This window comes from Acidovorax sp. A79, from assembly GCF_041154505.1.
Taxonomy (GTDB): domain Bacteria; phylum Pseudomonadota; class Gammaproteobacteria; order Burkholderiales; family Burkholderiaceae_C; genus Acidovorax.
Window position 1 is genome coordinate 3,578,758 of the sequence record NZ_AP028672.1, and the last position, 13,649, is coordinate 3,592,406.

The 13,649-nt window shown below is 69.6% G+C and carries 11 protein-coding genes; 5 read left to right on the forward strand and 6 right to left on the reverse strand.

Annotated features, from left to right (window positions below):
* Positions 1-20: 20 nt before the first annotated feature.
* Positions 21-1,001, reverse strand: coding sequence for a tripartite tricarboxylate transporter substrate binding protein (locus ACAM51_RS16410; protein ID WP_218297327.1), 981 nt, complete (start codon positions 999-1,001; stop codon positions 21-23).
* A 52-nt stretch (positions 1,002-1,053) separates the two neighbouring features.
* Positions 1,054-1,701 (reverse strand): TetR/AcrR family transcriptional regulator, encoded by a 648-nt coding sequence (locus ACAM51_RS16415; protein ID WP_218297326.1) that lies wholly within the window; start codon positions 1,699-1,701, stop codon positions 1,054-1,056.
* Positions 1,702-1,860: 159 nt separating this feature from the next.
* Here ACAM51_RS16415 and ACAM51_RS16420 point away from each other — a divergent pair, with 159 nt between their 5' ends.
* The 3 genes from ACAM51_RS16420 to ACAM51_RS16430 all read left to right on the forward strand — a co-directional run bounded on the left by ACAM51_RS16420 (position 1,861) and on the right by ACAM51_RS16430 (position 8,054).
* A complete protein-coding gene (locus tag ACAM51_RS16420) occupies positions 1,861-3,468 on the forward strand; it encodes an AMP-binding protein (protein ID WP_369641208.1) in 1,608 nt (535 codons plus the stop codon).
* Positions 3,469-3,548: 80 nt separating this feature from the next.
* Complete coding sequence (locus ACAM51_RS16425) at positions 3,549-6,821, forward strand: carboxyl transferase domain-containing protein (protein WP_369643833.1); 3,273 nt, start codon at positions 3,549-3,551, stop codon at positions 6,819-6,821.
* Positions 6,822-6,914: 93 nt separating this feature from the next.
* Entirely contained in the window at positions 6,915-8,054 is a 1,140-nt protein-coding gene (locus ACAM51_RS16430) for an aminotransferase class V-fold PLP-dependent enzyme (RefSeq protein WP_369641209.1), read from the forward strand.
* Positions 8,055-8,243: 189 nt separating this feature from the next.
* Here ACAM51_RS16430 and ACAM51_RS16435 read toward each other — a convergent pair whose 3' ends face one another.
* The gene (locus ACAM51_RS16435; RefSeq protein WP_218297323.1) at positions 8,244-8,669 is read right to left on the reverse strand and encodes an XRE family transcriptional regulator; all 426 of its coding nucleotides are present in this window, start codon (positions 8,667-8,669) and stop codon (positions 8,244-8,246) included.
* Positions 8,670-9,105: 436 nt separating this feature from the next.
* Between ACAM51_RS16435 and ACAM51_RS16440 the strand changes: the two genes are divergently transcribed.
* Positions 9,106-9,318 carry a hypothetical protein gene (locus ACAM51_RS16440; protein WP_369641210.1) on the forward strand — a complete coding sequence of 71 codons (213 nt, stop codon included), beginning with the start codon at positions 9,106-9,108 and terminating at the stop codon, positions 9,316-9,318.
* 136 nt (positions 9,319-9,454) lie between these two features.
* On the forward strand, positions 9,455-10,756 hold the full coding sequence (locus ACAM51_RS16445) for a DUF445 domain-containing protein (RefSeq protein WP_369641211.1): 1,302 nt from the start codon (positions 9,455-9,457) through the stop codon (positions 10,754-10,756).
* A 437-nt stretch (positions 10,757-11,193) separates the two neighbouring features.
* Here the strand turns inward: ACAM51_RS16445 and ACAM51_RS16450 are convergent, their stop codons facing one another.
* From ACAM51_RS16450 to ACAM51_RS16460, 3 genes are all read right to left on the reverse strand, one after another.
* Entirely contained in the window at positions 11,194-11,628 is a 435-nt protein-coding gene (locus tag ACAM51_RS16450) for a hypothetical protein (protein ID WP_369641212.1), read from the reverse strand.
* Positions 11,629-11,742: 114 nt separating this feature from the next.
* Positions 11,743-11,985 carry a hypothetical protein gene (locus ACAM51_RS16455; protein WP_369641213.1) on the reverse strand — a complete coding sequence of 81 codons (243 nt, stop codon included), beginning with the start codon at positions 11,983-11,985 and terminating at the stop codon, positions 11,743-11,745.
* A 94-nt stretch (positions 11,986-12,079) separates the two neighbouring features.
* A complete protein-coding gene (locus tag ACAM51_RS16460) occupies positions 12,080-13,579 on the reverse strand; it encodes an FAD-linked oxidase C-terminal domain-containing protein (protein ID WP_369641214.1) in 1,500 nt (499 codons plus the stop codon).
* Positions 13,580-13,649 lie beyond the last annotated feature (70 nt).

Sequence of the window (13,649 nt, forward strand, 5' to 3'; positions counted from 1 at the left end):
GAGGGAGAAGGCTGGGCCCGTCAGTCGAGCGCGATGCCCAGGCTGCGTATCAGCGGGTGCCAGCGCGACACCTCGGCCGTGATCATCTGCGTGAACTCCTGCGGCGTGTTGCCCACGGGCTCGATCCCCACCTCGCGGTACCGGGCGCTGGTCTGCGGCGACAGCAGGGCCTGGGCGATGGCTTTCTGCAGCGCCTGCACGGTGGCATCCGGCGTGGACGCATGCACCGCCACGCCCACCAGCGCCGTGGCCTCCACGCCCTTGAGTCCCAGTTCCTCGAACGTGGGGACATCGGGCAGGCGCGGGTGGCGCCGGCTGTCGGCCACCGCCAGCGCGCGCAGCTTGCCCGCCTGCAGGAAGCCGCCCGCGGCCGCGTAGTCGCTCATCACCGCCGGGATCTGCCCGCCCGCCAGGTCGGCGAGCGCGGGCGACGATCCCTTGTAGGGGATGTGCGTCATCTTCAGTCGGGCGTGGTGCATGAGCATCTCCATCGCCATGTGCTGCGGCGTGCCCGCGCCCGCCGAGCCAAAGTTGAGCGTGCCGGGCTGGCGCCGCGCCTGCTCGATGAACTCCTTCGCGTCCTTGGCGTCGCAGGCGGGGCCCACGACCAGGATCATCGGGGCGCGCGCCAGCAGCGTCACGAGCTTGAGGTCCTTGTCGGGCGCGTAGCCGAGCTTGCGGTACAGCACCGGGTTGAAGACCAGCGTGCCGTTGTCCACGTTGATGAGCGTGTGCCCGTCGGCCGGGCCGCGCAGCACATCGGCCACGGCGATGGCGCCATTGCCGCCGGGCTTGTTGTCCACCACCACGCTCTGGCCCACGGCGGCCGACATGGGCTGGCCCACCGTGCGCGCCATGAAATCGGAGCCGCCGCCCGCGGGGTAGGGCACGATCCAGCGCAGCGGCTTGGCCGGGAAAGGGGCGGAGGCGTGCAGCGCGCGGCTCAGGCCGAGCGATGTGGCGCCGAGCAGCGCCAGTGTGGATCGTCGTGACAGCAGCATGGTGGCTAGGTTTCCTTGAGGGGTGTGTGGGGGCGAAAGACTCTCGCCGCGCTCAGCGCGCGGGCCGGCGCCGGGCGCGCAGGCCCAGCACCCGGTAGGCCAGCGTGGACAGCTCCTGCGCCACTTCGTCGGCCGACAGGCGGCCGTCCGGCCGGTACCAGTTGTAGAGAAAGCCCGGCAGGCTGCAGGCCGCCAGGGCGGTGATCTTGGTGTCGTGGAACTCGAACATGCCGTCCTCGCGGCCTTCCTCGAGCAGGGCGCAGAGCTTGTCGTAGAAATGGTTGGCCAGCTGCTTCTGGGTGGCCAGGTATTCGGGGCGGTACACCTGGGGTTCGCGGTACGGAAAGAACGCCGACGGGTGGTGCGCGAGCGTGGCGCGGATCAGGCGGTCGATGCCCTCGGCCACCTTCACGTGCGCGGGGCGCGGGTCGTCCTCGGCGAAGTCCATGGCCGTGAAGCACGCTACGGCGGGTGCCCACGACAGGGTCTCGAAGATCTCCTGCTTGTTGCGGAAGTAGTAGTAGACGAAGGGCTTGGTCACCCCCAGCTTCTGCACGATCTGCTCGATGGTGGTGTTGGCGTAGCCCTGCGCATCGAACAGCGCCTCTGCTGCGCGCAGGATGCGCTCGCGCTTCTCGTCCGACCCGGCCGTGGCGGCTTTCTGCCGGCCGCTGGCCTGCATGGGGAGCTGCTGGCCCATGGCAGGCTGTCCTTTGTGTGACGGTTGATTTATACCCATGGGTAGCATTGTTCTACCAGTCGGTATATATTGGCAAGACGCTGGCGGGCAGGGGTGCCTATCGCAAACCCTTAGCAAGCCCTTAGAACCAGCGATTCCAGACACCTCGGAGACAACGCCATGCCACAGACCGCACCGCAGCTGCCGCTGCACGAACACCTGCGCCGCCACGCGCGCGAAACGCCCGACCGCACCGCGTACCTCTGGTACGGCCAGCCCGTCACCTGGGCAGAGCTCGACGCGGCCAGCGACGCCTTCGCCGCGCGCCTGCAGGCGCTGGGCGTGGGCAAGGGCGAGCCCGTGGCGCTGTTCATGAACAACTGCCCGCAGTACGTGATGGCGCACTACGGCATCCAGAAGATCGGTGCCATCGTCTGCCCCTGCGGGCCGCTGAACAAGGAGCACGAGCTGGAATACCAGCTCACCGACCTGCAGGCGCGCGTGATCGTCGCGGCCGACGTGCTGCTGCCCGTGGTGGACAAGGTGCGCGCCAGCACGGCGCTGCGGCACGTGTTCGTGGTGCGCTATGCCGAGCTGCTGCCCGACGGCGCGCTCAGCATCGACGCGCCCGCCGAGCTGCTGGCCATGCGTGCCGCCATGGCGCCAGCCCCCGCGGGTTGCGAGGACTTCCTGGCCGCCACGCGCACCGGGCAGCGGCCCGCGCCCGTGGCGCTGTCCATGGACGATGTCTCGCTCATGACCTACACCTCGGGCACCACGGGGTTGCCCAAGGGCGCGATGCTGAGCTACGGCAACGCCACCTTCAAGACCGCCGCGTCGGCCGACTGCAATGGCATGACGCAGCAGGAGACGCTGCTCGCGGTGGCGCCGCTTTACCACATCGCCGGCATGGTGATGGGCGTGAACCTGCCCGTCTACACCGGCGCCACGGCCGTGCTGCTGTACCGCTTCGATCCGCTGGGCGTGGCCCAGGCGCTGGAGCGCCACCGCATCACCTGGTGGTACAGCATCGCGCCCATGAACGGCGCGCTCATGCAGGTGCCGGGCGCGCGCGCCATGGACTGGAGCGCGCTGCGCCGCAACCCGGTCACGAGCTTTGGCATCACCTTCACCGAGGCGCTCGCCCAGCAGTGGCGGCAGTTCGCGCCCCATTGCATCGCGCACGAGGCCGCCTACGGCTTGAGCGAAACCCACACGGTGGATACCGCCATGCCCGTGGACGCGATCCGCTGGGGCACCCAGGGCAAGCCCGTGCCGGGCAACACCTTGCGCATCGTCGACCCCGACACCGGCACCCCGCTGGCCACGGGCGAGGTGGGCGAGATCACCATCCACGGCCCCGGCAACTTCAAGGGCTACTGGAACAAGCCCGAGGCCACGGCCAAGACCCTGCGGGACGGCTGGGTCTACACCGGCGACATGGGCAAGATCGATGCCGACGGCTACGTCACCTTCATCGGCCGCTTCAAGGAGATGATCAAGGTCTCCGGCTACAGCGTGTTCCCGGAAGAGGTGGAGACCCTGCTCATCAAGCATCCCGCCGTGGCCCAGGCCGCCGTCATCGGCGTGCCCGACGCGGAAAAGGGCGAGGTGGTGCGTGCCTTCATCGTGAAGAAACCCGGCCAGGACGTGGACGCCGCTGCCCTGGTGGCCTGGTGCCGCGAGAACATGGCGCCCTACAAGGCCCCGCGCGAGGTGCGCTTCATCGACGCGCTGCCGGCCACGGGCGCCGGCAAGGTGCTACGCCGCCTGCTGCGCGACCTTTGAACCAGAAACGATTCCAGCGCTTGCCCATCCTGCGCTGGCAGCTCCACCAACCATAGCAACACCCCATGCCATCGCCCGCTCTGTTCACCAAAGTCCTTGTCGCCAACCGGGGGGAGATTGCGCTGCGCACCGTGCGCGGCCTTCATGACCTGGGCATCGCCAGCGTGGCCGTGTTTGCCGATGACGATGCGGCCAGCCCGCACGTGCAGGCCGCGGGCAGCGCCGTCGCCCTGGGCGCCACCGGGCCCGCCGCGTACCTGGACGGCGCGCGCATCATCGCCATCGCGCAGGCGCAGGGCTGCGACGCCGTGCACCCCGGCTACGGCTTCCTGAGCGAACGCGCCGACTTCGCGCGCGCCTGCGCCGGGGCCGGCCTGCGTTTCATCGGCCCCACGCCCGCGCAGCTCGCGCTGTTCGGCGACAAGGCGCAGGCCCGCGCGCTGGCGCTGCAGCAGGGCGTGCCGCTCATGCCGGGCACCCAGGCGGCGGTGACGCTGCAGGAGGCGCAGGCCTTCTTCGCGCAGCAGGGCGGCGCCGGCATCGTGATCAAGGCGATTGGCGGCGGCGGCGGGCGCGGCATGCGCGCCGTGCAGGCGCAGGACGACCTGCCCGCCGCCTACGCGCGCTGCCGCAGCGAGGCGCAGGCCGCGTTTGGCGTGGACGGCGTGTATGTGGAGCGGCTCATGTCCAACGCGCGCCACATCGAGGTGCAGGTGCTGGGCGACGGCCAGGACGTGGTCGCGCTGGGCGAGCGCGAGTGCACGCTGCAGCGGCGCTTTCAGAAGGTGGTGGAAATCGCGCCCAGCCCTTCGCTGCCCGCGCCGCTGCGTGAACGCATCATCGCCGCCGCGCTGGCCATGGCGCGCGCGGTGGCCTACGAGGGCCTGGGCACCTTCGAGTTCCTGGTGGACCTGGCCTCCAGCGACGTGCCCTTCGTGTTCATCGAATGCAACCCGCGCCTGCAGGTGGAGCACACCATCACCGAAGAGGTGACCGGCGTGGACCTGGTACAGGCGCAGATCGCGCTGGCGGCCGGCCGCAGGCTGCAAGACATCGGGCTCGACCCCGCCGCGCCGCCCGCCGTGCGCGGCTTTGCGGTGCAGTGGCGCATCAACGCCGAGACGCTGGACGCGCAGGGCGGTGCCACCCCCGGCAGCGGCACGCTCACCCGCTTCGACCTTCCCACCGGCCCCGGCGTGCGCGTGGACACGCACGGCGCAGCGGGCGCCACGCCCTCGCCGCACTACGACACGCTGCTGGCCAAGCTCATCGTGCACACGCGCAGCCCACGTTTTGCCGATGCGCTGCGCCGCTCGCAACGCGCGCTGGCCGAGTGCCGCATTGAGGGCGTGGCCACCAATCTGGCGCTGCTGCAGGCCCTGGCCGCGCGGCCCGAAATGGAAAGCCAGCAGGTGCATACGCGCTGGCTGGAGTCGGTGCTGCCAGAACTGCTGGTTGCTACCAAAAATATAGCTGCTGGCGCATATGATTCGGGCGCTAGCGCTCAAAATCCCCAAAATCCGTCAGCGCCCGCACCCGAAGGCGCCGTGCTCGCTCCCATGCCCGCGCGCCTCGTGCAACTGAGCGTGTCCGAGGGCGACGTGGTGGCCGCGGGTGCCGAGCTGGCCGTGCTCGAGTCCATGAAGATGGAGCACATGCTGCTGGCGCCGAATGCGGGCCGCGTGCGCGCGCTGCTCGCGGTGCCGGGCGGCTACCTCGTGCAGGGCCAGCCGCTGCTGGTGCTCGATGCCGTGGAGGGGGCGGACACCGCCCAGGACGCACAGGGCGCGCAGCAGGACCTGGATGCCATTCGCCCCGACCTGCAGCGCGTGCGGGACCGCCACGCCTTCACGCTCGACGCCGCGCGGCCCGAGGCCATCGCCAGGCGCCACGCCCAGGGCGGGCGCACCGCGCGCGAGAACATCGCCGACCTGTGCGACGCGGACAGCTTCATCGAATACGGCACGCTGGCCATCGCCGCGCAGACGCGCCGCCGCAGCCTGGATGACCTCATCGCCAACACGCCCGCCGACGGCATGGTCACGGGCATCGGCGGCATCAACGGTGCGCTGTTCGGGCCCGAGAAGTCCCGCGCCGTGGTCATGTCCTACGACGCGACCGTGCTCGCGGGCACCCAGGGCGCGCGCAACCACGCCAAGACCGACCGCATGCTGGGCGTGGCGCTGGCGCAGAAACTGCCCGTGGTGCTGTTCGCCGAAGGCGGCGGCGGCCGCCCGGGCGACACCGACATGCCCGTGGTGGCCGGCCTGCACGTGCACACCTTCGCCAGCTACGCCGCGCTCTCGGGCCAGGTGCCGGTGATCGGCATCGCGGCGGGGCGCTGCTTTGCGGGCAACGCGGCCCTGCTGGGCTGCAGCGACGTGATCATCGCCACGCGCGGCAGCAACATCGGCATGGGCGGCCCGGCCATGATCGAGGGCGGCGGCCTGGGCGTGTTCAAGCCCGAGCACATCGGCCCCAGCCGCGTGCAGCATGCCAATGGCGTGATCGACGTGCTGGTGGACAACGAGGCCGGGGCCGTGGCGGCCGCGCGGCACTACCTGTCGTTCTTCCAGGGGCGCACCGGTGCCTGGACGGCGCCGGACGCACGGGCCCTGCGCTCCGTGGTGCCCGAGAACCGCCTGCGCGTGTACGACACCCGCGCGGCGATGGCCGGCCTGGTGGACGACGGCAGCCTGCTGCTGCTGCGCACCGGCTTCGGCGCGGGCATCCACACGGCGCTGGCGCGCATCGAGGGCCGCCCCGTGGGCATCCTGGCCAACAACCCGCTGCACCTGGGCGGCGCCATCGACGCCGATGCGGCCGACAAGGGCGCGCGCTTCATGCAGCTGTGCAACGCGCACGGCCTGCCCATCGTGAGCCTGGTGGACACGCCCGGCTTCATGGTCGGCCCCGAGGTGGAGGCCACGGCCCAGGTGCGCCACGTGAGCCGCCTGTTCGTCACCGCCGCCAGCCTGCGCGTGCCGTATTTCAGCGTGGTGCTGCGCAAGGGCTACGGCCTGGGTGCCATGGGCATGACGGCCGGGGGCTTTCACGCGCCGGTGTTCACCGTGGCCTGGCCCACGGGCGAGTTCGGCGCCATGGGGCTCGAAGGCGCGGTGCGCCTGGGCTTCCGCAAGGAGCTGGAGGCCTTGCCCGAGGGCGCCGAGCGCGACGCGCTGTTCGCCAAGCTGCTGGCCAGGTCGTACGCCAACGGCGAGGCGCTGCACATGGCGACCACGCTGGAGATCGACGCGGTGATCGACCCGGCCGACACGCGCGCATGGCTGGCACGGGGCCTGGCATCGGCGCAGGTGGCGCCGCCCGGGCACCGGTTCGTGGACACCTGGTAGGGCAGCGCGCGGGCCGCGCGCTGCATGCTAAGCTGGCCCGCCTTGCCCGCCCCACGCCGGGGCGGCGCCCCTGTTTGACGGAGACTTTTCACCATGCCCGGACTGCTGCCCGATATCGATCCCGATGGTTTGCTCGAGTTTTCGGTGGTCTACACCGACCGCGCGCTCAACCACATGTCCAAGCGCTTCACCGGCGTGATGCAGGACATCCTGGCCACGCTCAAGGAGGTCTACCACGCCCACACCGCCGTGCTGGTGCCCGGCAGCGGCACCTTCGGCATGGAGGCCGTGGCGCGCCAGTTCGCCAATCGCGAGAAGGTGCTCATCGTGCGCAACGGCTGGTTCAGCTACCGCTGGACGCAGATCTTCGACGCCGACAAGGGCCTGGGCGGCGGCTCCGTGGTGTGCAAGGCGCGCCCGCAGGGCAGCGGCCCGCAGGCGCCCTGGGCGCCGTGCCCGGCCGAGGAAGTGGCGGCCACCATCCGCGCCGAAAAGCCCAAGGTCGTGTTCGCGCCCCATGTGGAAACGGCCAGCGGCATCATCTTGAGCGACGACTACCTGCGCACCCTGACGGCCGCGGCCCACGAGGTGGGCGCGCTGTTCGTGCTCGACTGCGTGGCCTCGGGCGCGATGTGGGTGGACATGCAAGCCACCGGCGTGGACGTGCTGATCTCGGCCCCGCAAAAGGGCTGGAGCGGCTCGCCCTGCTGCGCCATGGTGATGCTCAGCGAGCGCGCGCGCCAGGCCATCGACGGCACCACGAGCAGCAGCTTCTCGTGCGACCTCAAGAAGTGGATGCAGATCGCCGAGGGCTACGAAAAGGGCCAGCACGCGTACCACACCACCATGCCCACCGACGCGCTGGTGCGCCTCTCCGAAGTGATGGCCGAGACGCGCGAATACGGTTTTGCCAAGGTGCGCGACGAGCAGATCGAGCTGGGCGCCAAGGTGCGCGCGCTGCTCGAGTCGCGCGGCTTCCCGAGCGTGGCGGCCGAGGGCTTCAAGGCCCCCGGCGTGGTGGTGAGCTACACCACCGACCCCGGCATCCAGAACGGCAAGAAGTTCATGGAGGTGGGCCTGCAGACCGCCGCCGGCGTGCCGCTGCAGTGCGACGAGGGGCCGGACTTCAAGACCTTCCGCATCGGCCTGTTCGGCCTGGAGAAGTGGCACAACGTGGACCGCACGGTGGGCCACCTGAGCACCGCGCTCGACCAGGTGGCCCCGCGCGGCTGAACCGGGCCGCCGCCCGTGTTTCGCGGGCCTCTTGAAAAAAAAGCCACCTGCGGGTGGCTTTTTTTCGTGGTGGCCGGGCGCGGTGGCGGTGCCTGGGGGCTCGGCACGCACCGGGCGGCAAGTGCGCGCCGCGGACCGCCCGAGACCGCAGATGCACACGGCGCGGTGATTCGCTTGTGCAGAGAATCCCTAGGGGGCCTGGGTTTCGCGCTCGGCCTCTTCGGCCGCGTGGGCGCGCGCGATCGCCAGGATCACGTCGCGCGCGAGGCGCCGCTTGGGCACGGGCAGGCGCAGGTAGATGTCGAACAGCTCGCGGTCCTGGTAGCCCAGGCCCGCATGCCACTGCGCCTGCCGCTCCCGCACGCGCAGGGGCTCTGCATCGCCGTAGCCCAGCTGCTGCACCGGCACCTGCAGCCATTCGGCCAGGGTGGTGAGCTTCTTGTGGTCGGGCATGGTCTCGCCCAGCAGCCAGCGGCGCACGCCGTGCAGCGTCATGGGCTTGCCCCAGTGGCGGGTGTTGAACTCGCGCTCCAGCACCGCCGGCCTGGGTTCATAGCCTGCGTCCATCATCGCCTTGCGTAACCGGTCCGCAAACTGTCTTTTTGCATCCTGCATGCAGTCACACTAAAAAGGCGCGCAGGAGCTGCGGTGATTCTTGTATATAGTCACGCAATCAATTTGCTCGTTGGTTACGTAGCGGGTCTGCCCGCCAATTCAGGGGCAACGAGCGGCCTTGCAAGGAGGGTGGCGTGGCTGTCGAACACCGAAGGATGGAAACCTGGGAAGCCCGGCGGGAGCGGGTGGGCTGGTTTCCCGGTGCCTGCATGCGCGCGGCAGCCCTGCCGGGCGGGCGGCGGCCGCGCGGGTGGCCCGGCCGCCGGCCCATTGTGCGGGGTTCTGCATTGCGCCACAGTCACCCATGTACTTGCGCGGCGGTGACGCCCGCGGTGCGCGGGCTGCCGCACTGACAGGGGGCCGGGACGTGTGCAGCAGCGGCCCCCGCCACCCCCGCGAAGGATCGCTGCCGCCCTGCGCAGGGCGGGACCACCCCGTGGGGGGCTGTTCGCAGGACGGCGCCCGGCCGGTGGCGGCGGTGGCAGCGGTGCCCGCCCCGCCCGTGGACGACCGTGAACGCCAGCGACTCATCCTGACGCCCGCCCAGCGGCAGATGATCCTGGCGAACGTGCGGCGGTTGCGGGAGCTGCGGGAGGAGGAGCGCGCCGCGCGCGGCATCCTGGCCAGGGAGCCCGCGCCCCGCGAATGACAGTGGGTGCGCCTGGACGGCCGGGGCGCGAGTGGAGACGGGGCATGCGCCGGGGCCGGGCATGGTAGGGTGAATGCATCTTGAATCCCCCGCCGGCCGGCCGCCCCGCCCGCCCGCATGCTGCATGTCCGATGCCATGACCCCGGAATCCGAACCGCTGCCACAAGCCCTTGCCCTGCAACGTGCGAGGCGCCACGCCCTCGGGCTGCTGGTGCTGGTGTCGGCCGTGTTCGTGGCCACCAGCGTGGTGGAGCGGGGCCTGTGGCTGAACTGCCTGAAGGCCGTGGCCGAGGCCGCGATGGTGGGCGCGCTGGCCGACTGGTTCGCGGTGGTGGCGCTGTTTCGCCGCCCGCTGGGCCTGCCGATCCCGCACACGGCGGTCATCGCTCGCAACCAGGCGCGCATCGGCCGCAACCTGGCGGTCTTCGTGCGCGACAAGTTCCTGGACGTGCCCTCGCTGGTGGCGCTGATCCGCCGGCACGACCCCGCCGAGCGGCTGGCGCAGTGGCTCACGGCACCCGGCAACGCCGCGCTCCTGGGCCACCAGGCCACCCGCCTGGCGTCGGCCGCGCTCGAGACGGTGCAGGACGCTCAGGTGGAGCGCTTCATCCAGAAGGCGGCGCGCGCATTGATCGGGCAGGTGGACATGTCGCGGGCCCTGGCGGCGGTGCTCGACACTCTCACGCACAACGGCCGCCACCAGGCGCTGCTGGACGACGTGCTGGGCAAGCTCATCGAGCTGCTGCAGAACGAGCAGACCCGTGCCTGGGTGGCGCAGACCATCGTGGCCTGGCTCAAGAAGGACCACCCGCGCACCGAGAAGCTATTGCCCAGCGACTGGCTGGGCGACAAGGGCTCGGCCCTGCTGGCGCGCGCGCTGGAGAGCGTGATGGCCGATGTGGCCGCCAACCCGCAGCACGCCTTGCGCGCGCAGTTCGACGCAGCGGTGCAGCGCTTCATCGGGCGCCTGCGCGGCGACCCCGATTGGGCGCGCAAGGGCGAAGAGATCCGCGCCTGGCTGCAGACCGATGCCACGGTGGGTGGCTATGTGCAGGCGCTGTGGCAGGACCTGCGCGGGGCGCTGCAGCGCGATCTGGCCGACTCGGATTCGGTGCTGGCGCGGCAGGTGCGCAACCTGGGGCAGTGGCTGGGTCAGTCGCTGGCGGGGGATGCGGCGCTGCGGCAGTCGCTCAATGCGCGGCTGGAGGAGTGGGTGCGGGGCCTGGCGCCGGAGGTGTCGCAGTTCGTGGCGCAGCACATCGAGGACACGGTGCGGCGCTGGGACACCGAAGAGATGACGCGGCTGATCGAGCTGAACATCGGCAAGGACCTGCAGTACATCCGGATCAACGGGACGGTGGTGGGCGGGCTGATCGGGCTGGTGCTGTTTGCGGTGTCGCACGCGGGGGAGATTTGGCGGGCGGTGGCGGGTGGCTGAGCCTGCCGAACCCAGGGCGCCACTCCATCCGTTCGGGCTGAGCTTGCCGAAGCCGGGGCGTACTGGTTGGCAAGCTTGCTGGTGTTGGGGGCGGAGGCCGGGAGTCGCCCGGCGTGCGAGTAACTTTCTTTTGCTTCGCCAAAAGAAAGTCACCAAAGAAAAGGCGACCCCCAGCCTGCGACCCCTTCGCGATGCGAAGGGGCAACCTGCGTCGGGGCGGTTGCGGGGTGCGCCGTGGAACTCGCTTTGCTGCTGCGCAGCGCCGCTCGGACAACCACGGCGAGTCAGTTCACGAGGCATGCGCGCTTCGACGCGCATGCTCACCCCACAACCGCCCCGCCGCAGGCGCAGCCAGCAGGGGTGGGGGAGCGGAACAGCCAACAGCCGAACAGCCACACGGGCCATCGCGTTGCTCGGCCGCGGCTGGGCTGCGTCAGCTAGCGTGCTGCCTGATCCGCCACCATGTTGGCCGCGTGTTCTTCCTGCAGATGCTGCGCAATCTGCGCCCAGGCCAGCTTGGCGTCTGCGTCTTGGGCCCAGGCGTAGCAGCTGGCGATGTGCATGGCCGTCACCGCATGGTGCGGGTCGAGCGCAAAGGCCACCTCGCACTGCAGCGCCGCCTGCCGCCACATCGCGGTCGCATCTTCAGATCCTTCTTTCTGCAGCGCATGGGCCTCGGCCACCCACGCCTGCCCCAGTCGGAATGCCGCAGCGTGCTGCCCGGGGTCGGCGTCATGCGCCCGTTGAAACAACACTCCCGCCTGCCGCCACAGCGCCCGCGCTGCGGCGAAGTCTTGCGTGGCTACGGCTTGCGCCTGGGCGACGAGGGCGTTGCCGGACTGGAGGAGGGTGGAGGGGGAGTCGCTGAGCATCTGGTCAAAATGGCAGAGGATAGGTGTTCGGATTGTCGGCGGTTTGCCGGCTGCTATCGCTCCGTACCGACCGTTCGTGTTCAGTCAGAAACGAACTTCAACGCCTTTGGGGGCTTAATAAAACAACGTCTTCAAGAGCGTTGCCACAGCTACTTCAACACCAAAAAGCGCATAGCACGCGCGGATCAAAAATGCGTCCTGCGGATGGGTCTGCGCTAGTTGCGCCATCGCATAAGCGTGTGAGCTTGCCTTGAATTGATCAAGAAACTTGCGATGCTTCTTCGTTTTTACGGCGATGACGATCCACTGAACCAACGCGAGGGCAAAGCAGATAAGCAACAGTGTGTCAAAGCTCAAGATTTTCCTGGTCTGAAAGCGATTCAAGCGATCTTACTGACCGGAATGCTAACTTCGACTTAGTCAACAAACCGGGCAGGTGGGGCCGCTGTCCTCAAAACCTCGGCAAATCCGGATGCTTGATCGCCCCCCCGCGCACCAGCATCTTCCCGTACTCCGCACACCGGTTCAGCGTGGGAATCACCTTCCCTGGGTTCAACAGCCCCGCCGGGTCAAACGCATGCTTGAGCCCGAGCATCTGCGCGTTCTCCTCGGCCGTGAACTGCACGCACATGCTGTTGAGCTTCTCCACGCCCACGCCATGCTCGCCCGTCACCGTGCCGCCCATGGCGACGCTGGTCTCCAGGATGTCGGCGCCAAACAGCTCGCAGCGGTGCAGTTGGTCGGCATCGTTCGCATCGAACAGGATCAGCGGGTGCAGGTTGCCGTCGCCCGCGTGGAACACGTTGGCGCAGCGCAGCTGGTATTTCTTTTCCATCTCCTGGATGGCGAGCAGGATGTCGGCCAGGCGCTTGCGCGGGATGGTCGAGTCCATGCACATGTAGTCGGGGCTGATGCGGCCGCTGGCGGGGAAGGCGTTCTTTCGGCCGCTCCAGAAGCGCAGGCGCTCGGCTTCGTCGTTGCTGACCGAAATGGCGGTGGCGCCTGCAGCGCGCAGCACGTCGCTCATGCGGCCGATTTCTTCCTCTACTTCTTCGGGCGTGCCATCGCTTTCGCACAGCAGGATGGCTTCGGCTGTCAGGTCGTAGCCCGCGTGCACAAAGTCTTCGACGGCGGCGGTCATGGGCTTGTCCATCATCTCCAGGCCGGCGGGGATGATGCCGGCCGCTATGACCGCGGCCACCGCGTCGCCCGCTTTGCGCACGTCGTCAAAGCTGGCCATGATGCAGCGCGCCAGCTGGGGCTTGGGGATGAGCTTGACGGTGACCTCGGTGGTCACGGCCAGCATGCCCTCGCTGCCGATCACGGCGGCCAGCAGGTCGTAGCCAGGGGTGTCCAGCGCATCGCTGCCGAACTCCACCGGCTCGCCTTCCACCGTGAAGCCCTTCACCTTGAGCACGTTGTGCACCGTGAGACCGTATTTCAGGCAGTGCACGCCGCCCGAGTTCTCTGCCACGTTGCCGCCGATGGTGCAGGCGATCTGGCTGCTGGGGTCGGGCGCGTAGTACAGGCCGTAGGGCGCGGCGGCCTCGCTGATGGCCAGGTTGCGCACGCCGCACTGCACCACGGCCGTGCGGCTCACCGGGTCGAGGTCGAGGATGCGGTTGAACTTGGCCAGCGAGAGCGTGACGCCCAGGGCATGCGGCATGGCGCCGCCCGACAGGCCCGTGCCCGCGCCGCGCGCCACCACGGGCACCTGCAGGTGGTGGCAGGCCTTGAGCACGGCCTGCACCTGCTCGTATGTTTCGGGCAGGCACACCACCAGCGGGCGCTGGCGGTAGGCGGTGAGGCCGTCGCATTCGTAGGGGGTGGTGTCTTCGGCGTGCCACAGCAGCGCGTGCGCGGGCACCACGCGGCTCAGGGCCTGGACAACCTCGGCCTGGCGTGCGGCGCGTTCGGACAGGGCTGTGGTGGGTTCGGCGGCAGTGTTCATGGCCGCCACTGTAGAGGAAGCCCGCGCGCGGGAGCGTGAGTTTTCTTGCAGCGGTCTGTGAAATGGCCTG